General features: G+C 41.2%; 28 protein-coding genes. 8 read left to right on the top strand and 20 right to left on the bottom strand.

From position 1 onward, the window contains the following. From pheT to DYC50_RS07380, 3 genes are all read right to left on the bottom strand, one after another. Positions 1–2388 (bottom strand): phenylalanine--tRNA ligase subunit beta, encoded by a 2388-nt coding sequence (pheT, locus tag DYC50_RS07390; RefSeq protein WP_115249634.1) that lies wholly within the window; start codon positions 2386–2388, stop codon positions 1–3. Between the two features lie 42 nt (positions 2389–2430). Further along, positions 2431–3420 carry a phenylalanine--tRNA ligase subunit alpha gene (gene pheS, locus DYC50_RS07385; RefSeq protein WP_115249633.1) on the bottom strand — a complete coding sequence of 330 codons (990 nt, stop codon included), beginning with the start codon at positions 3418–3420 and terminating at the stop codon, positions 2431–2433. 84 nt (positions 3421–3504) lie between these two features. Beyond that, positions 3505–4203 carry a TIGR01621 family pseudouridine synthase gene (locus DYC50_RS07380; protein ID WP_245934870.1) on the bottom strand — a complete coding sequence of 233 codons (699 nt, stop codon included), beginning with the start codon at positions 4201–4203 and terminating at the stop codon, positions 3505–3507. 34 nt (positions 4204–4237) lie between these two features. Here DYC50_RS07380 and cls point away from each other — a divergent pair, with 34 nt between their 5' ends. Both cls and DYC50_RS07370 read left to right on the top strand, forming a co-directional pair. Beyond that, positions 4238–5701 carry a cardiolipin synthase gene (gene cls, locus DYC50_RS07375; protein WP_115249632.1) on the top strand — a complete coding sequence of 488 codons (1464 nt, stop codon included), beginning with the start codon at positions 4238–4240 and terminating at the stop codon, positions 5699–5701. Between the two features lie 52 nt (positions 5702–5753). Next, positions 5754–6395 carry a histidine phosphatase family protein gene (locus DYC50_RS07370; protein ID WP_115249631.1) on the top strand — a complete coding sequence of 214 codons (642 nt, stop codon included), beginning with the start codon at positions 5754–5756 and terminating at the stop codon, positions 6393–6395. A gap of 134 nt (positions 6396–6529) precedes the next feature. On the opposite strand, the gene bioD is transcribed toward DYC50_RS07370, so the two are convergent. After that, the gene (gene bioD / locus DYC50_RS07365; protein ID WP_115249630.1) at positions 6530–7246 is read right to left on the bottom strand and encodes a dethiobiotin synthase; all 717 of its coding nucleotides are present in this window, start codon (positions 7244–7246) and stop codon (positions 6530–6532) included. 85 nt (positions 7247–7331) lie between these two features. Continuing rightward, a complete protein-coding gene (locus DYC50_RS07360) occupies positions 7332–8543 on the bottom strand; it encodes an ROK family protein (protein WP_115249629.1) in 1212 nt (403 codons plus the stop codon). A 192-nt stretch (positions 8544–8735) separates the two neighbouring features. Here DYC50_RS07360 and asnS point away from each other — a divergent pair, with 192 nt between their 5' ends. Then, complete coding sequence (asnS, locus tag DYC50_RS07355) at positions 8736–10139, top strand: asparagine--tRNA ligase (RefSeq protein WP_115249628.1); 1404 nt, start codon at positions 8736–8738, stop codon at positions 10137–10139. 82 nt (positions 10140–10221) lie between these two features. On the opposite strand, the gene DYC50_RS07350 is transcribed toward asnS, so the two are convergent. The 4 genes from DYC50_RS07350 to smrB form a co-directional block, all read right to left on the bottom strand. Further along, the gene (locus tag DYC50_RS07350; protein ID WP_115249627.1) at positions 10222–10605 is read right to left on the bottom strand and encodes a hypothetical protein; all 384 of its coding nucleotides are present in this window, start codon (positions 10603–10605) and stop codon (positions 10222–10224) included. Positions 10606–10723: 118 nt separating this feature from the next. Further along, entirely contained in the window at positions 10724–11101 is a 378-nt protein-coding gene (locus tag DYC50_RS07345) for a type III secretion system chaperone family protein (protein WP_115249626.1), read from the bottom strand. Next, positions 11094–11279 (bottom strand): hypothetical protein, encoded by a 186-nt coding sequence (locus DYC50_RS07340; protein WP_115249625.1) that lies wholly within the window; start codon positions 11277–11279, stop codon positions 11094–11096. The genes DYC50_RS07345 and DYC50_RS07340 overlap by 8 nt, the downstream gene beginning before the upstream one ends. Positions 11280–11553: 274 nt before the next feature. Further along, positions 11554–12057 (bottom strand): endonuclease SmrB, encoded by a 504-nt coding sequence (smrB, locus tag DYC50_RS07335; RefSeq protein ID WP_115250182.1) that lies wholly within the window; start codon positions 12055–12057, stop codon positions 11554–11556. 92 nt (positions 12058–12149) lie between these two features. Between smrB and prmB the strand changes: the two genes are divergently transcribed. Both prmB and DYC50_RS07325 read left to right on the top strand, forming a co-directional pair. Then, positions 12150–13121 (top strand): 50S ribosomal protein L3 N(5)-glutamine methyltransferase, encoded by a 972-nt coding sequence (gene prmB, locus DYC50_RS07330; protein WP_115249624.1) that lies wholly within the window; start codon positions 12150–12152, stop codon positions 13119–13121. A gap of 5 nt (positions 13122–13126) precedes the next feature. Continuing rightward, positions 13127–13402, top strand: a complete 276-nt coding sequence (locus DYC50_RS07325) for an acylphosphatase (protein ID WP_115249623.1) — start codon at positions 13127–13129, stop codon at positions 13400–13402. 14 nt (positions 13403–13416) lie between these two features. On the opposite strand, the gene DYC50_RS07320 is transcribed toward DYC50_RS07325, so the two are convergent. From DYC50_RS07320 to folP, 11 genes are all read right to left on the bottom strand, one after another. Continuing rightward, entirely contained in the window at positions 13417–14313 is an 897-nt protein-coding gene (locus DYC50_RS07320) for a DMT family transporter (protein ID WP_115249622.1), read from the bottom strand. 12 nt (positions 14314–14325) lie between these two features. Then, positions 14326–15159 carry a metal ABC transporter permease gene (locus DYC50_RS07315; protein WP_115249621.1) on the bottom strand — a complete coding sequence of 278 codons (834 nt, stop codon included), beginning with the start codon at positions 15157–15159 and terminating at the stop codon, positions 14326–14328. Continuing rightward, positions 15146–16009, bottom strand: coding sequence for a metal ABC transporter permease (locus DYC50_RS07310; RefSeq protein ID WP_115249620.1), 864 nt, complete (start codon positions 16007–16009; stop codon positions 15146–15148). The genes DYC50_RS07315 and DYC50_RS07310 overlap by 14 nt, the downstream gene beginning before the upstream one ends. Further along, positions 16006–16923 carry an ATP-binding cassette domain-containing protein gene (locus DYC50_RS07305; protein ID WP_115249619.1) on the bottom strand — a complete coding sequence of 306 codons (918 nt, stop codon included), beginning with the start codon at positions 16921–16923 and terminating at the stop codon, positions 16006–16008. The genes DYC50_RS07310 and DYC50_RS07305 overlap by 4 nt, the downstream gene beginning before the upstream one ends. Beyond that, positions 16913–17800, bottom strand: a complete 888-nt coding sequence (locus DYC50_RS07300) for a metal ABC transporter substrate-binding protein (protein ID WP_115249618.1) — start codon at positions 17798–17800, stop codon at positions 16913–16915. The genes DYC50_RS07305 and DYC50_RS07300 overlap by 11 nt, the downstream gene beginning before the upstream one ends. A 77-nt stretch (positions 17801–17877) precedes the next feature. After that, entirely contained in the window at positions 17878–18207 is a 330-nt protein-coding gene (locus tag DYC50_RS07295) for a TusE/DsrC/DsvC family sulfur relay protein (RefSeq protein WP_115249617.1), read from the bottom strand. Positions 18208–18287: 80 nt separating this feature from the next. Further along, the gene (locus DYC50_RS07290) at positions 18288–18950 is read right to left on the bottom strand and encodes a Bax inhibitor-1/YccA family protein (RefSeq protein WP_103852869.1); all 663 of its coding nucleotides are present in this window, start codon (positions 18948–18950) and stop codon (positions 18288–18290) included. Positions 18951–19155: 205 nt separating this feature from the next. Beyond that, positions 19156–20496: an L-cystine transporter gene (locus DYC50_RS07285; protein ID WP_115249616.1), complete on the bottom strand. Its 1341-nt coding sequence runs from the start codon at positions 20494–20496 to the stop codon at positions 19156–19158. Between the two features lie 162 nt (positions 20497–20658). Then, positions 20659–21126 carry a phosphohistidine phosphatase SixA gene (gene sixA, locus DYC50_RS07280; protein WP_115249615.1) on the bottom strand — a complete coding sequence of 156 codons (468 nt, stop codon included), beginning with the start codon at positions 21124–21126 and terminating at the stop codon, positions 20659–20661. Between the two features lie 92 nt (positions 21127–21218). Further along, positions 21219–22553 (bottom strand): phosphoglucosamine mutase, encoded by a 1335-nt coding sequence (gene glmM, locus DYC50_RS07275; protein WP_115249614.1) that lies wholly within the window; start codon positions 22551–22553, stop codon positions 21219–21221. A 53-nt stretch (positions 22554–22606) separates the two neighbouring features. Next, positions 22607–23431 (bottom strand): dihydropteroate synthase, encoded by an 825-nt coding sequence (folP, locus tag DYC50_RS07270; protein ID WP_115249613.1) that lies wholly within the window; start codon positions 23429–23431, stop codon positions 22607–22609. Positions 23432–23549: 118 nt separating this feature from the next. Here folP and DYC50_RS07265 point away from each other — a divergent pair, with 118 nt between their 5' ends. The 3 genes from DYC50_RS07265 (at position 23550) to mgsA (ending at position 25902) form a co-directional block, all read left to right on the top strand. Further along, positions 23550–24401 carry an RsiV family protein gene (locus DYC50_RS07265; RefSeq protein WP_115249612.1) on the top strand — a complete coding sequence of 284 codons (852 nt, stop codon included), beginning with the start codon at positions 23550–23552 and terminating at the stop codon, positions 24399–24401. Between the two features lie 320 nt (positions 24402–24721). Next, positions 24722–25381 carry a curli polymerization inhibitor CsgI-related protein gene (locus tag DYC50_RS07260; RefSeq protein ID WP_115249611.1) on the top strand — a complete coding sequence of 220 codons (660 nt, stop codon included), beginning with the start codon at positions 24722–24724 and terminating at the stop codon, positions 25379–25381. Positions 25382–25443: 62 nt separating this feature from the next. Further along, positions 25444–25902 (top strand): methylglyoxal synthase, encoded by a 459-nt coding sequence (gene mgsA / locus DYC50_RS07255; RefSeq protein ID WP_115249610.1) that lies wholly within the window; start codon positions 25444–25446, stop codon positions 25900–25902. Positions 25903–25918: the final 16 nt, after the last annotated feature.

Here is a 25918-nt window from a genome sequence, read left to right as displayed (position 1 = left end):
TTAATCTCTCAAATAAGCATCAAATCGTTGTTTTAATGCGTCTAATACCGCTGAAATTACCGCATTAATCTCTTTCTCTTCAAGGGTTTTATCAGTGTCTTGAATGGTTAAGCTAATGGCTAAACTTTTCTTACCTTCTGGTAAATTCGCCCCTTGGTAAACATCAAATAAATTTACGTTTACAAGCTGTTTTCCGCCTGCTTGACGACATACTTCTAACACATCGCCCGCTGGCGTTGCACTATCCACGACGATAGCAAGATCCCGTTTGTTCGCTGGGAAACGAGAAATCTCTTTGGCATTAGGCACAGTGCGTTCTGCAATTGGCGCCCATTCAATTTCAAAGACAATCGGTTTACCCGATAACCCTAATTGTTGCACCACTTTCGGGTGAACCGTACCGATATAGCCGATTTCTTTATCATCAAGGATAATGGCAGCAGATTGCCCTGGGTGTAACGCTGGATATGATTTTGCTACAAAACGCAAACGATTTCCAGCCTTTGTTAGTGATAAAATGCGTTCTAAATCCCCTTTTAGATCAAAGAAATCCACATTTTCGCCTTTTTGTTCCCAATGAACAGGGCGTTTATCTCCCACAATGGCTGCACCCAGCACATATTCTTGACGAACGCCACTTTCTGCTTGGCTATCAGGAATAAAGCGTAATCCGCCTTCAAAAATGCGTACACGGCTTTGTTGGCGATTTTGGTTGTAAGCAATGGTTGTAAGCAAGCCCGGTAATAAAGACACGCGCATTGCCGACATTTCACGCGAAATTGGGTTTGGCAGAATTAAGGCTTCTTGCTCTGGGGATAACAATTGCTGAACTTCTGGATCAACAAAGCTATAAGACACAATTTCTTGATAATCGCTATCCACAAAAGCGGTACGCACACGCACCAATTCTAATAAACTTTCAGGCATTGGTTTCATTTGTAAATGCGCTAATGGTGCATTGTTCGGAATGTTGTTATAACCGTAAATGCGTGCCACTTCTTCGATTAAGTCTTCTTCAATCTCAATATCAAAACGCCAGCTTGGTGAAACCGCTGTCCATAAACCGTCTTGGTAGCTCACTTGTAAGCCTAAGCGTTGCAAAATGTCTGTAACGGTTTCTGTTGGAATATGATGACCTAATAAGTGATCTAATTTTTCACGGCGTAATTGCACCTGTTTTACTTTTGGTAAATTGGCTTCGCTCACCACTTCGCAAATTTCACCCGCTTCGCCGCCGCAAATGTCTAACAATAAGGCGGTTGCACGTTCCATTGCTTTGTGTTGAAGATTGAAATCTACACCACGTTCAAAACGGTGTGAAGAATCGGTATGCAAGCCATATTGTCTAGCGCGTCCTGTAATGGCTAATGGCGCAAAGAATGCAGCTTCAAGAATCACATCTTTGGTTTCGGCATTCACACCACTGGCTTCGCCACCAAAAATACCCGCCATCGCTAATGGGCCATTTTGATCGGCAATCACTAAAGTGTTTGGTTGAAGTTTGGCGGTTGTGCCATCTAATAGCACCAATTCTTCGCCTTCTTTTGCCATACGCACTTGCACAGGCTGCGCCACTTTGGCGGCATCAAAAGCGTGCATTGGCTGACCGAGTTCAAGCAAAATATAGTTAGTAATATCCACTACAGGATCGATAGAGCGAATACCGCAACGACGTAATTTTTCTTTTAGCCAAATCGGGGTTTCCGCTTTTACGTTCACATTTTTAACCACACGCAATAAATAACGAGGGCAAGCTTCAGGGGCTAATACCTCAATTTGTGCTTTGTCCGCGATGGCCGCTGGCACGGCTTCAATAACAGGGGCATTAACAGTTTGCTGATTAACCACGCCCACTTCACGGGCAATTCCTGCAATGCTTAAACAGTCCGCACGGTTTGGCGTTAAGCTAATTTCTACACTGTTATCGTTTAATTGCAAATACTCACGCAAATCTGTTCCCACTGGTGCGTCAGCAGGCAATTCAATAATGCCGTTATGATCGTCAGAAATACCTAGTTCGCTAAATGAACACAGCATTCCTTCAGAGGGTTGCCCACGCAATTTGGTTTTCTTAATTTTAAAATCACCCGGTAGCACTGCCCCTTCTACCGCACAAGCCACTTTTAAGCCTTGACGGCAATTTGGTGCACCGCAGACGATGTCTAACAAACGATCACCGCCTACATTCACTTTGGTTACGCGTAATTTATCTGCGTCGGGGTGTTGAGCGCATTCCACCACTTCCCCCACCACAACACCGGAAAATGCTCCAGCCACTGGCTCAACGCCATCAACTTCCAAGCCGAGCATAGTAATTTGATCACATAATTGTTCAGTGCTAATGGCAGGATTTACCCATTCACGCACCCATAATTCACTAAATTTCATATTCTTTCTCTATCGTAAATTTTATTCGGTCAATCGGACTAATTATTTAAATTGTTTTAAGAAACGCAGATCGTTTTCAAAGAATGAACGCAAATCTGTTACATTGTAACGTAGCATTGTTAAACGCTCTACGCCCATACCCACCGCAAAGCCAGAATATTCTTCAGGATCAATCCCCACATTGCGTAACACATTTGGGTGAACCATTCCACAACCTAACACTTCAAGCCATTTGCCATTTTTCCCCATTACATCAACCTCAGCAGAAGGCTCAGTGAATGGGAAATAAGACGGGCGGAAACGCACTTTTAAATCTTCTTCAAAGAACGCACGCAAGAAATCGTGTAACAGACCTTTTAATTCGGTGAAATTGGCGTGCTTATCCACATAAAGTAATTCAATTTGGTGGAACATTGGGGTGTGGGTTTGGTCGTAATCATTACGATAAACACGCCCAGGGGCGATAATACGGATAGGTGGTTTGGCTTTTTCCATTGTACGAATTTGCACCCCAGAGGTTTGGGTACGCAATAAACGCTCGGCATCGAACCAGAAGGTATCGTGATCGGCTCGTGCGGGGTGATGAGCGGGGATATTTAACGCATCAAAATTGTAATAATCCGTTTCAATTTCAGGCCCCACTTCCACCGTGAAACCTAAATTAGAGAAAAAGCTCACCACACGCCCAATGGTTACAGAAACAGGGTGCAAGCCACCAAGTTCCGTTTTACGCCCTGGCAAGCTCACGTCAATACTTTCTTTGGCAAGCTGAGCATCTAAGGCTTCTTGCTCCCATTCCGCTTTTTTGCTGTTTAATAAGTCTAAAACTTTCTGTTTTGCCTCATTAATTTTCGCCCCCATTGCAGGACGCTCTTCGGCGGCAATATCACGCAACCCTTGCATTAATTGGGTAAAATGCCCTTTTTTACCAAAATATTCTACGCGAATCGCATCTAGGGTTTCGAGGCTTTTATCGTGCAATTTCTCAATCGCGTCTTTTGCCTGTTCTGTAATGTCTTTAAGGTGTTGCATACCTATCCTCTATGAGTAAATAAATCTGATAAGAATTGAAAAAATGCCTTAATAATAATACTAACGCCTTAAAAAATCACGTTTTTATTCTGGTTTTTCGCAATTATTCTCCACCTCCCATTGGGCGATTTTTTCTGCTAAACCAAGTGCGGTGAAAAATCCCCCTGTTTTTGGTAAGGTTTTGACGCAAATTTGTTGCTGTTGGTAAGCAAATCGCAGTTGATAGCAATGCAAATAAGTGCGGTCGGATTTTTGTTTATTTCCGCCATAAAGTTCATCACCTAAAATCGGGCTGCCTAGGCTTTTCATTGCCACGCGTAACTGGTGCGTCTTGCCTGTTTGCGGAAACAAAATAAAAAGGCGTAAATTTGGCTCACAGCTTAAGGAAGAAAAACGCGTGATGGCAGGGTTTTCCTTGCTTTGGCATAATTTCCAAGTCCCATTGCGAGATTTTTGCATATCCCCCACAATTCGCCCTTGCTTTTTCTTCGGCTTTTCGGTGGATAACGCCAGATAGGTTTTCTCAATGCAATGATCGGCAAATAGCCCTGACAAGGTTGCCGCCGCCTGCTTATTCAACGCTAAGATTAACAACCCAGAAGTTACCTTATCTAACCTATGTACCAGCCACACTTGGGGCAAATTTAATTGCTGCGCCACTAAGGTGGTTAGACCAAGCGCCTGATCATCTTTATGCACGGAAATGCCACAAGGCTTGTGAATAATGATAAAATCGGCGTGCTGAAAAACAATGTCGAACATTGGCGTTGTGATCTCTGGCATAATTAGATGTTTATAAAAGTGCGGTTAAAAATAAATGAATTTTACTTTTCAACAGATTATAGCATATCTCATCCCTGTCCTGATTTGGATTTTGACCATTTCTATCACAATGCGATTAGTGATAAAAAAACAATCGGTTTCAGCCACCCTTTCTTGGTTGATGATTATTTATCTCGTGCCAGTGGTGGGCATTATCGCCTATTTAGTGTTTGGCGAAGTGAAATTAGGCACAAAACGAGCAAAAGCATTTCGTTTGCTTGCACCCAAATTTAACCAGTGGTTTGGCGATTTTTCGCAATGTCCGCAATTAATTAATCATCACAACACCCTACTTTATCGCCCCATTTTTGACTTAGCCAAAAGTCGCTTAAATATCCCTTGCGTGCTGGGTAACGAGCTGCATATTTTAGACACGCCAGAAAGCATCATTAAAAGCATTATTCAAGATATTCACCAAGCCCAACACAGCATTAATATGGTGTTTTATATTTGGTGGAATGGTGGCTTAGTGGAAGACGTGCAAACCGCCCTCATCGCCGCCCAACAACGCGGAGTAAAAGTGCGGTTATTACTGGATAGCGTTGGCAGCCGCCAATTTTTCAAAAGCAAAAATTATCGCCAAATGAAAGAGGCGGGCATTGAGATCACCGAAGCGCTACACGTTAATTTACTGCGTATGTTTTTTAGCCGCATTGATTTACGCCAGCACCGCAAAATTATTGTGATCGATAATCAAATTGCTTACACCGGCAGTATGAATATGGTTGATCCCAAATACTTCAAACAAAACAGCCTCGTTGGGGAATGGGTGGACATTATGGTTCGCATTAATGGGGCGGTATCCTCGGTGTTAAACGGGCTATATGCGTGGGATTGGCAAATTGAAAGTGATAAAGAAATCCCCTTGCAGTTGCCAGATTGTCCTTTGTTACCTATTGATCAAAATAATTCGCACGCGGTGCAAATTCTTGCCACAGGGCCGGGCTTTCCTGATGATTTAATGGCGCAATCCCTTTCTATTGCGATTTTTTCCGCACGCCAAAGCATCACCATTACTTCGCCTTATTTTGTGCCAAGCCATAGCATTGCTGAAGCCTTACGCATTGCGGCTTTGCGTGGTATTGACGTTACGCTGATTCTACCAAAGAAAAACGATTCTTTAATGGTAAGCTGGGCGAGCCGCACCTTTTTTGAAGATCTGCTTGCCGCTGGGGTGAAAATTTATCAATTTGAGCAAGGCTTATTACATACTAAAAGCGTGTTGATTGATAACCGCCTTGCCCTTGTTGGCACGGTAAATATGGATATGCGCAGTTTTATGTTGAATTTTGAAGTAACAATGGTGGTGGAAGATCAAAGTTTTGCCAATGAAGTAACTCAATTGCAGCAACACTACCGCCAAAGTTCTTCTTTATTAACCTATGAAAACTGGGTAAAACGCCCTGTTTATCAACAGGTTATCGAACGTTTATTTTTCTTATTTAGCCCGCTTTTATAAGGCATAAGTGCGGTGTAAATTTTCCAACTTTTTAAGCATTTTAAGGATAACAATGAAAAAACAGCTCACTTTTTATTTAGTTCGCCACGGACGCACCGTTTGGAACGAACAAGGTTTATTACAAGGACAAGGCGATTCTCCGCTGATCGCCGAAGGCATTGAGGGGGCAATGAAAACAGGCGAACACTTAGCCAACGTGCCTTTTGTTGCTGCCTATTCAAGCGTGTTAAAAAGGGCAATGGATACCACGCAATACATTATTGGCGAGCGCAATATTCCTTTCTTTCAGCATAAAGGCTTAAACGAACATTTTTTTGGTAGCTGGGAGGGCGTGTTGGTAGATAGCATTCGCCAAAGCGAAGAATTTCAGCAAATGACCAAAGATCCTGCGAATTATCAAGCCAAAAGCAACGGTGGCGAAACCTTTGCTGAACTGGCCGATCGCGCAATGCAGGCGATTTATGACATTATTCAAGTTCATGACAAGGGGAATATTTTGGTGGTTTCTCACGGGCATACCCTACACCTACTTCTCGCTTTACTAGACGGCTCAAGCTGGCAAACCCACCGTGAAAATCCCCGTGTTACACGCTTGGCAAATACGTCTATTAGCCTTGTTCGTTATGAGCAAACAGAAAATGAAAATGCAGGGCGTTTCGTGTTAGAAACGGTGAATAGCACGGCGCATTTGTAGTGTTTTTGGTAAGGCTTTAGGCAGAAGTCATATTTAATGGCGAAAAAAGTGCGGTGGAAAAATTCTGATTTTTTGCACCGCACTTTAATAATCATTTAGATTGAAATGAATGAATTTCGCTTACTTCATCTACTCTACTTCACCCATTCCGTTTGCAGATAAGTTAAGCGTTCAATATTGGTAATATAATGCCCTAGCTCTTGCTCTTCAGGGCGATGCACATAAGGAATTTGCCCGAGCAACGGTGCGTCAATTTTTTCACTCAGCATTTCGATAATTTCCGCATAATGAGCAAGCCCTGGGTTAATACGATTGGCGATCCACCCCACTAAAGGTAAACCCGACTGTTTAATAGATTGTGCGGTGAGTAAGGCGTGATTAATGCAGCCCTCTTTAATGCCTACCACCAGCACTACGGGCATTTGTTGCGATGCCACCCAACTTGCAAAACTATAATGCTTATTCATTGGCGTTAGCCAGCCGAAAGCGCCCTCCACCAAAACAGATTGATAACGCTGAGTTAGCGCAGCAAGATCGGCATTAATTTTATCGATATTAATGATGGAGTCATCACTGGAAAGAACAGTCAAAATATCTGAGCAACTGTAACTATTTATCTCTTTATAGCTCACCTTTTCTTTTGTGGAACGCATTAAGGTCAGCACATCAGAACTACTTTCTTCTGGATTTAAGCCTTGTTGATGGGAAAAGTCATCGTAATCAGGTAAGCAGGCAATAGGTTTATAACCAACAATTTGAATGCCTGCATTTTGTAATGCCTGTATGATGGCTCGGCTTGAAATGGTTTTCCCTACATTGGTATCTGTACCCGCAACAAAAAAACTGCTCATAATGATGATCCTTTCCCTTTTATTCCCTATTTAATCTAAGATTTTAAAAGAAATTTTTCATCACAATATTGAGCTAACACAAAGTTTAGTGATTTTGCGCGAGATGTCCTAATAATGAACCATCATATAATCGTTGCTTAATGGCGGCAGTTAATACTTCTGGGCTATTCCACTCATAACGGCTAATTACAATTTCCACATTGCAATGGAAAAGGCTTAAACGTTGATTTAAACGAGATAAAAATACCTCTTTAGCGAGTAATAAACTGCTGTCTAACATCACTTTTTTCGGCGAGAACATATCCACCAAGCACAAAATTAAATATGCCGTAACATCAGTAACTAAATGTAAAATGGAAAGTGCATTGCTTTCTTGCAAATCAATTTTTCGGCATAAAAAGCGGATTTTTTCATTATTGTCATTACATTGATTATCTGGATAAAGCAAGTCAATTAGCTGATAGATAGCCTTATGGGTAATTTGATTAATAATTTGGTATCGCTCTATTTCGCCCAAGCGCGGATTCAGTTTGGTTTGTAACGGATGTAATTGCGGTGCAATCAGTTTATCCACGTTAATTTTCGCTTGTTGATTACAACAGATGACATCACCCTCAGAAAGCACACTTAAATTGACTCGATCATTGAGCTGCAAAAAAAGCACATTTTCACAGCCAATTACGCTTCCCACCGAGCTTTCTGCAAATAGCCAAGTTTCAAAATAATCCGTAATAACTACAGGCAAGTTAAAGTGATTTTGGAATAAACTTTTCAAATCAAGATGCAAAATACGGTTGCCAAGGGGATAACAATAAGCCATTTGCTCATCAAGTTGCCCTGTTACCGCTACCGAAAAGGTAATAATACGCTCTGTTTGGCACTGGGTTTGCTGAATAAAACGCTCCACACAATCAATAAGTGCGGTGCTTAAATTGGCAATATTTTCTAAGGTTAAATGGAAAGATTGCTCCGCGATAAGCGTACCGTCAAGTTCGCATAAAAACATATCAAAGCGATCTTCGGTCAAAATAGCACAAAGGGATTGCCAATAAAAAGGCGAAACGCAAAGCCCAATCGCAGGCCGCCCACGATGTTCTGTGTTACGCACCGCTTTTTCCATAATCAATTTTTGATCGATCAGTTTGCGCGTGAGAGAAGTAATTGTCGCAGGCGCAAGACGAGACAGTTTAGATAAATCAATTCTTGAAATTTCTTCAAACTGCTCAATTAATTGATAAACTTTCCCTAGTTGTTGTTCTTTCACGAAAGACTTATCTTGTTTTCGTTCTCTTGCCATAGCGATCTCTCTATTAAATTTTCAAAATAAAATTATTCTTTTGTTATATCAGTTTGCTACCCAAAAACAAGTAGTTTACGCCAATTTTGTGGGCGACTTCACAAAAACAATCGCACAATTCATTTTGGCAAATTTTCCGACTTGCGGTAAACTAGGCACGTTTTTACGCTAATTTTTTTGATTGAGGTTTATATGACACAAATTGCCCCTATCGTAGATGTATTACAAGGCAAAATTCAAATCGGTGATCAAGTTACCGTGCGTGGCTGGGTGCGTACTCGCCGCGATTCTAAAGCTGGGCTTTCTTTCCTTGCGGTGTATGACGGCTCTTGCTTCGATCCTATCCAAGTGATCGTGAATAACGACATTGCAAATTATCAAGATGAAATCCTACGTTTAACCACTGGCTGCTCAGTGATTGTAACGGGCAAAGTGGTGGAATCCCCAGCAGAAGGGCAAGCGGTTGAATTACAAGCGGAAAATGTGGAAGTAACAGGTTGGGTGGAAGATCCTGATACCTACCCTATGGCCGCAAAACGCCACAGTATTGAATACTTGCGTGAAGTAGCGCATTTACGTCCTCGCACAAATATTATTGGTGCGGTGGCGCGTGTTCGTCATTGTTTAGCGCAAGCCATTCACCGCTTCTTCCACGAACAGGGTTTCTACTGGGTGGCAACGCCACTTATCACAGCTTCTGATACCGAAGGTGCGGGAGAAATGTTCCGTGTTTCCACCCTTGACTTAGAAAATCTCCCACGCACAGAACAAGGTGCGGTGGATTTTTCGCAAGATTTCTTCGGAAAAGAAGCGTTTTTAACCGTATCTGGTCAGCTAAACGGCGAAACTTACGCTTGTGCATTAAGTAAAATCTATACCTTTGGCCCAACCTTCCGTGCAGAAAATTCAAACACCACTCGCCACTTGGCAGAATTCTGGATGGTTGAACCAGAAATGGCCTTTGCTGATTTAAACGATAACGCAAAACTCGCAGAAGATATGTTGAAATATGTGTTCCGTGCTGTGTTAGCTGAACGCAAAGATGACTTAAAATTCTTTGAAAAACACGTTGATAAGGACGTTATCAGCCGTTTAGAAAACTTCATTAATTCTGATTTTGCACAAATTGACTACACAGATGCCATTGAAATCCTATTAAAATCAGGCAAAAAATTTGAATTCCCAGTGTCTTGGGGCATTGATTTATCGTCAGAACACGAACGCTATTTAGCGGAAGAATATTTCAAATCCCCAGTGGTAGTGAAAAACTATCCAAAAGACATCAAAGCGTTTTATATGCGCTTAAATGATGACGGCAAAACCGTGGCGGCAATGGACGTATTAGCCCCAGGAATTGGCGAAATCATTGGTGGCTCACAACGTGAAGAACGCCTAGATGTGCTAGATAAACGTATGCTTGAAATGGGCTTAAACCCAGAAGATTACTGGTGGTATCGCGATCTCCGCCGCTACGGCACCGTGCCACATTCAGGCTTCGGTTTAGGTTTTGAGCGTTTAATCGTTTATGTAACTGGCGTGCAAAATATCCGCGACGTGATCCCATTCCCACGCGCCCCGAGAAATGCGAATTTCTAGGTTTTATTAAATTGAAATAAAAACAAAGAGCGGTGAAAAATTTCTGATTTTTTCACCGCTCTTTTTGTTAAAAGTAAAGAAATTAATCTAATAGATCATCAAAATCAACGCTTCTAAGTATGGCATCAGCTCTTTCAAGCCCTTCGACTACTTTTCTTGGTGTTAATTTCTCACCCAATCCAGTAATTGTAAATTGAACAATTAATGTATTTTCATCATCTTTACCTGTAAAAAATGATGCATTTCTATAATCAGAATTTAGTTCATTTATTTTACTTAAGGAAAAAGGACTATTCTCCTTTAGCATATACAATATTTGGATGTCGCCATCAGGGTATAAGCCCAATAAATACGTACGTCCATAAGCTTTTACAACAACAAGATCTTCATTAAAAATATAAACTTCACGATAACCTTGATCTAAAAGAGTTTCTTTCAATTCAATAGCTGTATATTGATTACTCATAAATTCCTCCTCCATTTGGATTTTGATTCGCGATTACAGATATTTTGTCACGCATTTTAGCTCCTATAAATTTAGTATTTAAATTATTTTAAACACACAAATATTTTTATTCTTTCATCTAGTCTTCTACAAAATCAAAAATATCGATTGTTCTAACGGCATCTAACATACGAGATACGCCTTTTGCGATGCCTGCTCTAGATAATCTCCCATCAAGAGCAGGCAAAGTGATAGAAAATAGAAGTTTATTTTCTTCTTTAGTAGATAAAACCCCTAATCTATGGTTTGCATTCCAATTATTCACTTTTTCTAAAGATAATATAGGCGTAGTTATTCCATAACCCAGTTGAATATCACCATTTTTATACAATGCAATGGGATAGTTCTTTCCATCAACCTTTAATAATACGATATTTTCTTGCTTTATGCTGACTGAACGATATCCTTCATCTAACAGAATTTCTTTTATTTCCTCTGCGGTATATTGATTACTCATAAATTCCTCCTCCATTTGAATTGCGAGTTGGAATTACAGACATTTTGTCACGCATTTGGGCGGATAAATCAGTATCATAGCTTAATTTATCGGTAGGTTTAGTCAGATCATATTGGTATTTATTACCAAAACTATCTTTATAAAGAGTAGTTCCATTCTCTAAAATTGGAATAAGCATTTTAGCTCCTATAAATTTAGTATTTAAATTATTTTAAGCGCACAAATATTTTTATTTGCAGGAGTGTTTGTTATCTCTGTAAAGAGATAACAACAGGGAGTATACTCCCGCTAAAAACGTTCAAAAAACAAGCTAAAAATACTGGTAGTATCGTGAGTTATATCGATATGGGTATTATGCTACACTAAAGACGTGAATTTTTAGGTTGAAATAAAAACAAAGAGCGGTGAAAAATTTCCGATTTTTTCACCGCTCTTTATTTGTATAGTTTTATTTAAACCTCTAATAAAATCAAAATTGCCGCTTCTCCACCCCATTCCTTAGGTGCTTGATGCAGAGCGCGAACCTTTGGATGCTGAACCAACCATTTAGGAATTTGCCGTTTTAATGTATAAGTTCCATATCCTGTCATTATACTGGCACAATAGATATTTTCTTTCTCACAGGCTTGAATCAAGCTAGCTAACTCTAGCTTTGCTTTCTCTTTAGTTAAACCGTGTAAATCTAAAAATAATTCAGGGGAAAAATCTCCACGACGTAATTGCTTCAGCAAATAACTGTCTTCCCCTTCCCGTAAGTATTTTACCGGCCCATCTTCATTGAGCAAAGGTTCATATTCATCAGAGAAGAAAAAAAGTGTATCTTCTTTTTCCCGTTGCTGGCGAGTTTGTTGTTTCTGTTTGTATGCTTTTTGTGGTGCAACAAATTCATTTTGCGCTAAAGGCTTTGCACCTTTTACAGCATCACGAAAAAGCGCTAAATCCTCATCATCTAACATTTTCATTTTGGAAGTAAAATTAAACTTAATTGCCGTATCAGTTTGTGCTATAAATAACTAATTATTCTATTATAAAACAGGAACATTCAACAATGACTTTAGAAAATGATTTTCCTTCTTTATCATTAACATCAAATAATGAAGGAAAAACAGACATTTTTTTCACCGCACTTAATGAACTTTATAGTATTAAAGATTTTCTGCGCTGGACTTACAGCACTTTTAACCGTTCTGAATTATATTATGGCCACGGATATGATAATCCTTGGGACGAAGCGCAGCAGCTGGTTTTGGCAGCCTTAGATCTGCCTTATGACTTCCCTGCTGAAATGTATGATGCGCGCCTGACACAAGATGAAAAATTGCACTTAATTACCCTTGTTAAAGAACGTTTGGAAAAACGAATTCCAGTGGCTTATTTAACCCGCAGTGCGTGGTTTTGTGGATTGGAGTTTTATGTGGACGAACGAGTGATTATTCCACGTTCGCCAATCAGTGCATTAATTGAAGAAAAATTCGCAGGATTACTCACCAAGCAGCCAAAACGCATTATGGATTTATGCACAGGCAGCGGTTGCATTGCGATTGCTTGCGCAATGGCGTTTCCTGATGCAGAAGTTGATGCCATTGATTTATCTACTGATGCCCTTGATGTGGCAGAAATCAATATTATGAAATATCAGCTTTCCGATCGAGTTTTCCCAATGCAATCGGATTTATTTAATGCGATTCCACAGGATAAATACGATTTAATTGTTACCAATCCGCCTTATGTGGATCAGGAAGATCTTGATGATATGCCAGAAGAATATCATTACGAGCCAGAAATGGCATTAGGCTCGGGCGATGATGGCTTAGATATTACCAAACGCATTTTGCAATCTGCGGCAGATTATCTCGCCGATGATGGCGTGCTTGTTTGTGAAGTGGGAAATAGTATGGTGCATTTAATCGAACAATTCCCAAATGTGCCATTTGAATGGGTTGAATTAAAAAATGGTGGACTGGGCGTGTTTGCCCTGCGTAAAGCAGATTTAATCAAATATTTTGGTAAGAATAACTAATCAAAATGAAAGTCAAAAAATTTGCCGTTTATGGCCGTGTGCAAGGTGTGGGTTTTCGCTATTTCACTTGGAAAGAAGCCTGCAAAATTGGACTAACGGGCTGGGTAAAAAATCTTTCGGACGGAAGCGTTTTAGTGATCGCTAAAGGGTCGGAAGAACAATTAACTCAGCTTTATCAATGGTTGCAGCGCGGCTCACCCAGTGCAGTGGTAAAACAAGTGATTATGAAAGACTATCCTGATAATGAGAGCTTCCACGATTTTTCTGTGCGCCGTACTTAATCTATCGTTTAAGGTTAGGTTTTGTTGCGATTTAATGCAATCAGACAGCCGATTAACACAACACTTGCGCCTAAGGCTTGGGCAAGGTTAATCCGTTCGCCTAAGGTGTAATAGCCGATGAGGGCGGTAGAAATCGGCACGAGCAATTGGAGCAAATTAAAAGTTACAATGCCTTGTTTTTGTACGATATAAAAAGCGAACAACATTCCCGTTGCCATTCCATAAATACCTGCCAAAGCAAGGGCGCTGAGCATTAGCCTTGGGGTGTGTTGAAGTTCGGCAATTTTGCCTGAATATAGGGCAAGCACTAAGAAAATCAGCCCTGCAAGGGTGGCGGTGGAGGCGCTAATTACAAAAACGGGCAATTTTTGCACCGCACTTTTCACCAGTAAATTTTGTAGGGATTGAATAAAAATGCCTAAAAATAAAAACACGGCGCCAAGAACAAATTGCTGTTCGCCCCCTTGCTGATTGCCATTCAGGACAAAAATAAACGAGCCAATAATGGCAAGTAACGATCCCAAATAAAAACCACGCTGTTTCACTTTTTGCCGTTCATCAGCAAAAAAGATTGCCGCTATGGCAATCCCTAAAGGCATTGCCAGAATGCCAAAAATACTGCCAGAAAGGGCGGAAGTAAGCCTTAATCCGTTAATAAAGAAATACATATTCCCTGCCATAAAAACGCCCAATAACAGCAAGGTGAGCAGCAAGCGTGGCTGTTTGAAAATCTCAAATAAGGTGTTTCTAAATTTGAACGCACAGATCAGAATAAACAGAATGCCACCCGATAAAAAACGCACGACATTGTTATTGAAAGTGTCAAAATGCAGGCTCATCACGCGTAAAATCGGGAAGCCAAGCCCCATCAGCAAAATATACAGTGCATTGGTGCTTAGCGTTGTTTTCATCGGTAGCCTGCCTTATTTGATCGGACGAAATTTGCGATAACCCAAAGCCAGCACAAAACACAGCGCTTGCAACAAAATAATCGTTGGGCCAGTGGCGGCATCAAGATGATAACTCAGAATGATGCCTAAAAAACTGCTGCTTGTGGCAGTTACAATGGCGATCAAAAGCATTTTGTTGAAATTCTTACTCAGCACATAAGCGGTGATCCCCGGAGAAATCAGCATTGCCGTGACTAAGATAATGCCCACCACTTGCATTGTGCTGATAATGGTTAGAGCGAGCAAAAACAGTAAGCCGTAATGCAATGTTGTTACCGCAAGCCCGATAACGCGCGCGTGATTGGAATCAAAACAGAAAAGCAGAAAATCTTGTTTTTTCAGCAAGATAACCAGCAAAACAAGGGCGGCGATAATCAGTGTTTGGATTAATTCTTGCGGTGTGATGCCTAATAAGTTACCGAATAAAATATGCGTTAAGTGCTGTTCTGTTTCCACTTTGCTGAATAATACAAGCCCTAGCGCAAACATTCCGGAAAACATAATCCCCATTACGGTGTCTTCCTTAATTCGGCTGTGGGATTTTAAATAGCCAATCCCAAAGGCGCACAGCAAGCCTGAAACTAGCGCACCGATGGCTAAAGGAATGCTCGCCACATAAGCTAACACGATGCCCGGTAAAACTGAATGGGAAATGGCATCGCCCATTAGCGACCAGCCCTTTAGAATTAAGAAACAAGAAAGTACGGCACAAATCACCGCAATGATTAACGCCATAAACAAGGCATTTTGCATAAAGGGATAACTGAGCGGCTCAAACCACCAATTCGCGAAATCAACCCAGCTCATTATGTTGCTCCTTATTGGCAGAGCGCTTATGGCGTAAAATACCGTATTTTGGGGAAAGGAAAAAGGCGCTCAAGAAAAGTGCGGTCTGAAAACAGACAATTAATCCGCCCGTTGCGCCGTCTAAATAATAGCTGAGGTACACACCAAGTACGCTACTGCTTATGCCAAGGCTCACCGCAATCATCACTAAGGTTTTAAAACGATCCGTAAGCAAATATGCCGTTGCCCCCGGCGTGATGACCATTGCGATCACTAAAATTGCGCCAACGGTTTGCAAAGCTGCCACCACACAAGCGCTTAATAAGGTGAAAAATAATATTTTGTAATGAAGTGGCGACAGCCCCACGGCGGAGGCTTGCATTTCATCAAAAAAGACTAATAACAGATCTTTCCAAAAAATCAGCAATAGCACAAAACAAATGCTGATAATGATGGCCACTTGCCAAATATCTTCCGTTGAAATGCCTAACAGGTTGCCTAATACAATATCTTGCACATTAATGGCGGTGGGGTTAAGGGAAATGATAAATAACCCGAGGGCAAAAAAGGTGGTAAAAATAAAACCGATCACCGCATCTTGCCGTAAATTGGACAAGGATTTTACCCAGAGAATAGAAAGTGCGGCTAAAATTCCTGAAAAAAATGCGCCAATCACATAAGGAAAAGAAAAGGCATAGGCGATGGCAACTCCGGGGACAACCGAATGAGAAAGCGCATCACCAATCAATGACCAGCCTTTCAGCATTAAGTAAGCGGATAAAAAAGCACAAATACCGCCCACCATTGCGCTTAACACAAAGGCGTTAATCATATAATCATACTGGAAAGGTTCTAATAATAAGGCGATCATTGGCTGTTCTCTTTGTCAGTGCGACAGGGGCAATCTTCCAGATTACAATCACGCACAATCGGTGCAGGCGGATCGTTTTTCGTTTGTCCGTAAAATACGGCAGGCAGTTCGTCATCGGTCAGCACCGTTACGGTGCGCTCGTCTTCATCATCGTGCAAATCACGCCCACTCAGCTTCACGTTACGCAGCACGCCACCGAAAACTTGCTCTAAATTTTGCTGGGTAAAGGTGGTGGCGGTGCTACCCTGCGCAAGCACGGTGCGGTTAATCATAATCACTTGATCGCAATAATCTGGCACTGCGCCTAAATTATGGGTCGAAACTAAAATTAAATAGCCTTCTTCACGCAAGTTGGCAAGCAAATCCATAATCGCCGCTTCCGTTTGCACATCAACGCCAGTGAAAGGTTCATCAAGCAGAATAATTTTGCTTTTTTGTGCCAACGCGCGAGCAAGAAAAACGCGTTTTTTCTGCCCACCAGAAAGTTCACCAATTTGACGCTGGGCGAGGTGTGCGATATTTAAGCGCTCCATTGCAAGCTGAACTTCTTGTTTATCAAGTGCGGTGGGAATTCTGAGAAAATTCATATAGCCATAACGCCCCATCATCACCACATCGTAAACGGATACGGGAAATTGCCAATCCACTTCTTCACTTTGTGGCACATAAGCAATTAAATTTTGCTTTAACGCTTTCTTAATCGGCTGATCGCTCAGCAACACTTGCCCTTGTTGCGGTTTTACCAAGCCCATTAAACTTTTGAATAACGTGGATTTTCCACTGCCATTCACCCCCACTAAAGCACAGGTTGTGCCGCCTTGTAGCTGAAAAGACACATTATGAATGGCGGTATGTCCGTTGTTATAACGAACAGTTACGTCCTGTACTTCAATGGTGGGCTGATTATTGGGCATTTTCAAATCCTTCAATAATGGTGGTAATGGTGGTGTTAAGCAAATCTAAATAAGTGGGAACTGGCCCTTTAGCATTGGAAAGGGAATCAACATAAAGCACCCCGCCATAATGAATTTGGCTTTCTTTCGCCACTTGTTGCGCAGGCTTTGGCGAAATGGTGCTTTCGCTGAAAATCACCGGAATCTGATGTTGGCGAATTAAATCAATCAGTTTACGCACTTGTTGTGGCGTGCCTTGCTGTTCTGCATTCACCGCCCAAAGATAAACTTCATTAAAACCATAATCTTGCGCTAAATAACTAAATGCCCCTTCAGAAGTGGCAAGCCAGCGCTGTGCTTGGGGAATTTTGTCCAATTTAGGGCGAAGTGTGCTATCTAAAGTGCGGATCTTTTTGGCGTAATTTTCTGCATTTTGGCGATAAGTTTCGGCATTTTGCGGATCGTATTTGATCAGCGCATTTTTGATATTTTCTACATAAATTAATGCGTTGCTTGGCGACATCCACGCGTGGGGATTAGGGATTTTTTTCTCACCATTTTCTGCAATAAAAATAGGCTGAATGCCTGAGGTAACCACGACCGCGGGTTTATCTTTTACATTCTGGAAAAAACGCTCGAACCAACGTTCTAAGTTTAACCCGTTCCATAGCACAAGATCTGCCGACTGCGCTTTAACGATATCTTTTGGCGTTGGCTCATAGCCGTGAATTTCTGCGCCTGCTTTGGTGATGGATTCCACGCTGGCGGCATCACCAGCAATATTTTGCGCCATATCTTGAATAATGGTAAAGGTGGTAACCACTTTGAATTTAGCATAGCTTGCGGGGCTAAACAACATTGCGGCAGAAAGCGCGATGGTAGCGAACTGTTTCAACATAAATTCTCCTTTTAATGAATCGTTTACCGCTATTATAAAGCACAAAGTTCATTAAGTAAATGCGAATGATTCTCAAACTATAGGCATTTTGCTGGTTTTGGTAACCCTGCCAGTTTTGTGGCTTGCTTGGCTGGCCCTTCAGGGAATAAACGTTGTAAATAACGGCTGTTGCCCTTATCTTCACCTAATTTTTGGGCCATTGCTTTCACCAACATTCTGATCGCCGGCGAAGTGTTATATTCCTGATAAAAATCACGCACAAAATGAATCACTTCCCAGTGGGCTTCAGTTAAACTTAGCCCTTCCTTTTCTGCAATAGCCAGTGCGACTTCGGGCGTCCATTGTGTTAAATCCAACAAATAGCCTTCGTTATCGGTTTCAATAGTCGTATCGTTAATATTGAGCATTGTTGTTTCCTTATTCATCTGTTTAATTATACAAAAACGCCCCTAAAAAGGGGCGCTGAATTTACCAATTAAAGCAATAATTAATCATTGCGTAAAATACCAAGCAAGTTTAATAAACTCACAAAGATATTATAAATAGACACATAAAGGCTTACTGTTGCGCGAATATAATTGGTTTCGCCGCCGTGAATGATGCTGCTAGTTTGATATAAAATGCCCATACTTGAGAACACGATAAATAATGAGCTTAACGCTACATAGAATGCCGGCATTTTAAAGAAGAAGCTGGCGATCATTCCTACCACAAGCACGATAAACAAGGTAAACATCATACCTGAAAGGAATGACATATCTTTTTTCGTGCTGAGGACATAGAAAGAACAGGCAAAGAACACTGCCGCAGTGCCTCCAAGGGCAAGAGCGATTAAATCACCTAAACCTGCGCCAATATACATATTTAATACTGGCCCTAAAGAATAACCGATAAAACCAGTTAAAGCGAAAGTGGAAAGAATCCCCCACGCACTGTTTTCTAAGGCGCTATTTAAAAATAATAAGCCATAAAAGCCCACCAATAACACACCAAAATGTAATGGGGCAACATTTAATGTCATTGCCACATAAGCAACAACCGCAGAAAAAGTTAAGGTTAACGCCAATAAGAAATAAGTGTTGCGTAACACCTTATTGGTAGCCAACACCGATTCTTGACGGCTGTCTTCAACGATTAAACGAGATTGCATAAACGCTCCTTTATTTAATTAACAATCAACAACATAAAGTAAGGGCTAGATGAGAAAATGTCAATTGTTTTAACTGCTTAAATTGCCACTGTTTTAAATTCAATAGCATACTATCTGAAAAGTGGGGTGTATTTTCTCATAAAAAATCTGCCCCTGAATAACTGGATACCCAATTTTAGAGGCAGATAACTTATATTTTATAAAATTATGATTTGCGTAAAATTCTGCTTGAAACCACACCAGCGGTCATTGCACCGTTTACGTTTAGCGCGGTGCGTCCCATATCAATCAGCGGTTCAATGGAAATGAGTAAGCCGACTAATGCGAGCGGTAAGCCCATTGTGGAAAGTACGATGATCGCAGCAAAGGTTGCGCCGCCACCCACACCAGCAATACCAAAGGAAGAAAGAGTTACCACTAATACAAGGGTCAGCAAAAAGTCTAAGGACATTGGATCGATCCCCACTGTTGGCGCAACCATTACGGCGAGCATTGCGGGATAAATCCCTGCACAGCCGTTTTGTCCGATTGTCGCCCCGAAAGACGCAGCAAAATTGGCAATGGCTGAAGGCACGTTCAATTTTGATACTTGGGTTTCAATATTCATTGGAATTGTCGCTGCACTTGAACGTGAAGTGAATGCAAACAGCAAGGTCGGAAAGGCTTGTTGATAATAACGAATTGGATTCACTTTCACCAAAGAAAGTAAAATGCCGTGTACCACAAACATTAAGAAAATGGCTAAATAAGATGCCACGATAAAACCGAGCAAATTAAGAATATCCGCAAGATTTGAAGTGGCAACCACTTTTGTCATCAACGCCAATACACCATAAGGGGTAAGACGAATCACCACGCGAACAAGGCTCATCACTAATTTATTCAAACTTTCCACCCCTTGCGATAAGCGATCGGCAAGTTCTTCATTATCTTGACGAATGCGCAAAATCGCCACGCCTAAAAACGCGGCAAAAATCACCACGCTGATAATAGAAGTTGGGTTTGCGCCAGTGAGTTCAGCAAAAGGATTTTTCGGAATAAAAGAAAGCAACATTGTCGGCACATTCAAACCTGCCACTTTTTCCGCTCGCCCAAGCACGCGATCTTGCGCGGCAAGTTCACGATCGCCTGCCACTAGCCCTTCGGCAGAAAGATCAAATAAATTTGCCATTGTAATCCCAATCACCGCTGCGATTGCTGTTGTAATGAGCAGGACAGAAAGTACGCTGATACTGATCTTGCCCAACGAGCTTGCCCCTTGCAAGCGTGCCACTGCTGAAAGAATCGATACAAAAACCAGCGGCATTACGATCATTTGCAGCAATCTCACATAACCGCTGCCGACAATGCCAATCCAGTTTAGGGTTTCTTTTATCACAGGGGCATTGCTGTCATAAAGAAAATGCAATGCACCACCAAATAATACCCCTAAAATTAATGCCAAAAACACGCTATGCGATAGCGTATGATTTCGGTTAAAGTACCATTTCACACCGACTAATAAAGCAATAAATATGACTAAATTAATCGCAATATAGCTCCACATTATTTTTCTCCTACTTTTGTTTTTAATTCCTAAGTTTCCAAATAATACTGGCTTTTTCTTATTTCTTTCAATAAAAATTTTGCTATATCTTATACGGTTTTGATCTAATAAGATCAAAAAAAGTGCGGTCTTTTCTACCGCACTTTTTTCTTCTTCAATATGCTATTTAGGATAATTGACTCTTTCCACTTTCCCCATTTTTTCTGCGCAATTTATTTCTATTTCCACAAGGGTGGCAGGGTAAAAATTCGCCGGGTTTCGACCGCACAATTCGCGCACAATATCGCCCACTAAAGGTAAATGAGAAATAATCAGCAAGCTTTCTACCCCATCTTGCGCCAAAACCGTCAAATAATCTCGCACCAAACCAGCATCGCCATAAGGCGTGATACCGTCCCAAGTTTCTAACTTCGTTTGCAGTTGATTTTGGAACGCTAAATTAACTTGCTCAAAGGTTTGTTGTGCGCGCAGATAAGGACTAACCAGCACTTTATCAAATTCATCATTAATGGAACGTAACCATTGCCCTTGTTGATAAGATTGCTGTTTACCATTTTCTGTGAGCGGTCTTGCACTGTCTGATGGGGCGATAGTCTGCGCCTCGCCGTGTCGCATTACAAAAATTTTCATATCACTACTCTATTTTTAATGAAAAGCAACGAATTAATGAGAAGAAAAGAAGCGAAAAATTCGCTTCTTTTACACCGCACTTTTCAATTTATTTAGTTTACACGCACCGCTTCAGCGATTTCTTCTGCACATTGTTGTGCAAGCGCGCCGTCTTCGCATTCCACCATCACACGAATTAGCGGCTCGGTGCCTGATTTTCTTAATAAAATACGCCCTTTGCCCGCTAAGCGTTTTTCCACTTCTGCGGCTACGGCTTTCACCTGTTCGCTTTCTAATGGATTGCTGCCGCCTGCGAAACGAACATTAATTAACACTTGTGGAAATAATTGCACTGCACTGGCTAACTCATTAAGGGATAAGCGATGTTCTACCATTGCTGCTAACACCGCAAGGGAAGCGATAATACCGTCCCCTGTGGTATTTTTATCAGCAATAATGATATGGCCTGAGTTTTCACCGCCAAGCTGCCAGCCTTTTTCTTGCATTTGTTCTAACACATAACGATCGCCCACATTGGCACGCACAAATGGAATCGCTAATTCTTTTAAGGCAAGTTCAAGACGCATATTACTCATTAATGTACCAACCACGCCGCCTTTTAGTTTGCCTGCACGCAAGGCTTCACGGGCGATGATAAATAAAGCTTGGTCGCCGTCCACTTTATTACCAAGGTGATCCACTAAGATTAAGCGGTCGCCATCGCCGTCATAAGCTAAACCAATATCGGCTTTGGTTTCTAACACTTTGTCTTGTAAGGCTTTAATGTCGGTCGCGCCGCATTTTTCATTAATGTTCATTCCATTTGGCTGCGTGCCAATTTCGATCACTTCTGCGCCTAATTCACGCATTACATTCGGGGCAATATGGTAGGTTGCGCCGTTCGCGCAATCCACCACGATTTTGTAATTTTCTAGGCTTAAATGAGCTGGGAAGGTGCTTTTACAAAATTCAATGTAACGCCCTGCCGCATCGTTAATACGGCTAGCACGCCCAAGTTGGGCGGATTCCACACAATCCATTGGCTGTTCTAACATTGCTTCAATGGCTTCTTCCACATCATCAGGCAATTTTGTACCTTGCGTGGAGAAAAATTTGATCCCGTTATCATAATAAGGATTATGAGAAGCGGAAATCACAATGCCTGCTTCTGCGCGAAAAGTACGGGTTAAATAGGCAATAGCAGGGGTTGGCATTGGCCCAGTAAAGGCAGCTGAAAGCCCTGCTGCGGCTAAACCTGCTTCAAGGGCAGATTCCAACATATAACCCGAAATGCGGGTATCTTTACCAATTAATACCGTACCGTAACCCTGCGTTGCTAGCACTTTTCCTGCTGCCCAACCAAGTTTAAGGACGAAATCAGGGGTAATTGGTGAAGTGCCTACTTTTCCACGCACACCATCAGTGCCGAAATATTTGCGTTCTGCCATTTGTATTCCTTTTTATGTTTTATCGTTAAAAATCATTACGTTGATTGACGTTATTATGCCATTTGCGTGGCTTGCCAAATTTTTAATGCCTCTGCCGTGGGCGCAACATCGTGTACGCGCACAATTTTTGCGCCATTGAACACTGCAATTAATGCGGCGGCAACACTGCCCACAATACGCTCATCAACAGGTTTATCTAACACCGCGCCAATCATTGATTTACGCGAGATACCTGCTAATACAGGATAATCTTGGGTAAATTTTGCCAGTTGTTGCAATAATTGATAATTATGTTGCACGGTTTTACCAAAGCCAAAACCCAGATCCCAAATAATGTTTTCCTTTTTCATTCCCGCTGCTAAACAAAGTGCGGTGCGATTTTCGAGAAAATTTAGCACCTCTTGCACCACATTTTCATAATGAGGATTTTGTTGCATTGTGCGTGGCTGCCCTTGCATATGCATTATGCAGGTGGGCAAGGCTAATTGCACGGCGGTTTGTAGCGCATTGGGTTCAGTTAAAGCACGAATATCATTAATGAAATCCATTCCAACTTTGGCACTTTCCGCCATTACTTGCGCCTTAGAAGTATCCACGGAAATCCAACAATCAAAGCGTTTTCTCACGGCTTCCACCATTGGCACAACACGATCTAATTCTTGCTCAAGGCTGACTTCTTGTGCCATTGGGCGCGTGGATTCACCACCAATATCGATAATAGTAGCCCCTTCATTAAGCATTTTTTCCACTTGAAATAAGGCTTTATCACGGTCAAAAAACAAACCGCTATCCGAAAAAGAATCTGGCGTGAAATTTAAAATCCCCATAATTTGGGGTTGAGCTAGGGAAAGGGTTTTATTATTGGCTTGTAACTTCATAATCTTTTGTTTTGCATCAAAGTGCGGTCAATTATAGCGAAATATTTATGCAAACAAAATATAAAACTTGGTATATAATTCCGCTGTTTCAATCTAATTTTTGGATAAGGAGCCGAAAATGAAAAAAACACTTCTTCCCTTGCTCATTGTTGCTGCACTTGGACTTTCTGCCTGTAATGAGCAAAACAAAAACGCGGAAAAACCGCAAGTTCAAGCTAGCGAAAAAATCTCGCAAAATTTCCCCGCACTTCGTGTTGAAAACAGCATAATCTTTGATAAACACGAAACCTTGCCACTTAAGCTAGAAAGTGGCGATAAAATTGACGCTCAGATCACCACCTTTGTGAATGTGCCAGAAACGCAAGTACCTTGGCTTAATCAGCTCTTGCTCACCAAACAATATGAAGCAGGTGTAGACTATTTGGAGTCAGATGATACACCGCTAACTGACGCGGAAATTCAAGCTCAAGCCAATCCATCTAAACAAGATTTAGAACAGCTTTTTGCTAGGATTCATCAAGACGCGATACAAAGTGTAAAAGTAGATGGTAGTTGGGGGGCTGAATTTGCGGTACATCTGAGTTATGTTGGGCAAAAAAATAATTGGGTGGTATTCCGCAAAGAGATTTACACTTATTCAGGTGGCGCACACGGGCTGCAAGTGGGTGGTTATCTCAATATTGATGTGGAAAAACAGGCAGTTCTTTCACTCGATGATTTGATTGATAAAAAAGATCAGCCTGCACTCTCCGAAACATTATGGAAAATTTATACCGCACTTCCTGAAAATCAAGGAGATATTTATGCCGATAAAGCGAATTTCTATATTTCACCCGAATTCTACTTCGATCAAAATGGCTTAAATTTTGTTTATCCGCCTTATGCGTTGTTCCCTTATGCCTATGGCGAAACCACCCTCACCTTGCCTTGGCATAGTGATGAGATGAAATTAATCAAAGTAGACTGGTAAAAATTGAAGATAAAAAGAAAGCGCCTCTTCTGAGGCGCCACTCGGAAAGCAAAATATGACAAACTGGCTATTTCGATAGCACTTATTATGTCTTGCAAAATACTATATCTTAATCCTACCCGCAAATAGGTAAATGCAAATTTGTGAGGCAGTTCACGATTTATTTCCATATTTTGTAAAAATTCTCTTTATTTCATAAAGATAACAAAAATAATTGGGCAAATTTGCAATTTTTTATTTTCATTTTGAGTAAATTAGCATAGCATATCACCACATATTTAATTGCATTAAATTACGCATAACCACTTTAAGGAGTAACTATGAAATTTCGTGTTGTTGCACTCGCTGCTACGGCGTTATTTGCTAGTACAGCAAGTTTTGCTGGGGTAGTAACTAGCTCATCAAATGTTGATTTTCTTGCGATTGACGGACAAAAAGCCAATAAATCCTTGTTAAAATCGAATAATTCATTCCAAGTGAATGACACTCAGCCTCACCAAGTCGTGGTGCGTGTAAGTGAAGTGGTTCGTGTTGGTGGTTCTGACCGCACTTTATTTGAATCAACACCAATTATTGTTACTTTCCAAGGTACGTCTGAAGATTTAGTTATCTCCGCACCGCATATTGAAACAGAAAGAGAAGCCAATGCTTATAACGAATCTCCAAGCATTAGTCTAAAAACAGTATCAGGCAAAAATGTTCCATTCAAACAAGATCAATTAAAAGGCGAAGGTTTTTTACCTGGTTTGAATTTAATTGATAATCTTTCTGAATATAATGCTTCTGGTGCGGTTGCGTCTGTGGCTTCTTTTGCGACAACCGCAATGCCTGCAGCAATTCCTGCGGCAGCAAAAGCACAAAAAGGCAAAATTACCGTACAAGGTGAAAATGTGGTGGAACAACAATTACAATATTGGTTCCAACAAGCTGACAAAGAAACGCAAGCACGTTTCTTGAACTGGGCGAAAAAACAAAAATAATCGCGAATGATTGATTAAGAAAAAGTGGGCTTTATGCTCACTTTTTGCTATCTGGAGGAAAAATGCAAAATACTACTCGCCAGCTTGCAGAAAGCAAACATATTGCCTTGGTTGCTCACGATCACTGTAAACAAGATTTAATAAATTGGTGTAAAAAGCACCGCACTTTACTTTCTGCCCATACGCTTTATGGCACAGGTACAACAGGCAATTTAATCCAAGCGGAAACTGATTTACCCATCACCCCATTGTTAAGTGGCCCAATGGGCGGAGATCAGCAACTTGGTGCATTAATTGCGGAACAAAAAATTGATGTACTGATTTTCTTTTGGGATCCAATGAATGCTGTGCCGCACGATCCTGATGTCAAAGCCTTAATGCGCATTGCTACGGTGTGGAATATTCCTGTGGCGATGAATATGGCCAGTGCGGATTTTCTAGTGCAAAGTCAATTATTTAATCAAAAGGTGGAAATTCGCGTACCAGATTATGCCAATTATTTAAAAGAGCGGTTAAAATAACGCAGATTTTTACGCA

The sequence above is a fragment of the Avibacterium avium genome, assembly GCF_900454535.1.
In the GTDB taxonomy this organism is placed as follows: domain Bacteria; phylum Pseudomonadota; class Gammaproteobacteria; order Enterobacterales; family Pasteurellaceae; genus Avibacterium; species Avibacterium avium.
This window is presented reverse-complemented; position numbering and strand designations above follow the sequence as displayed.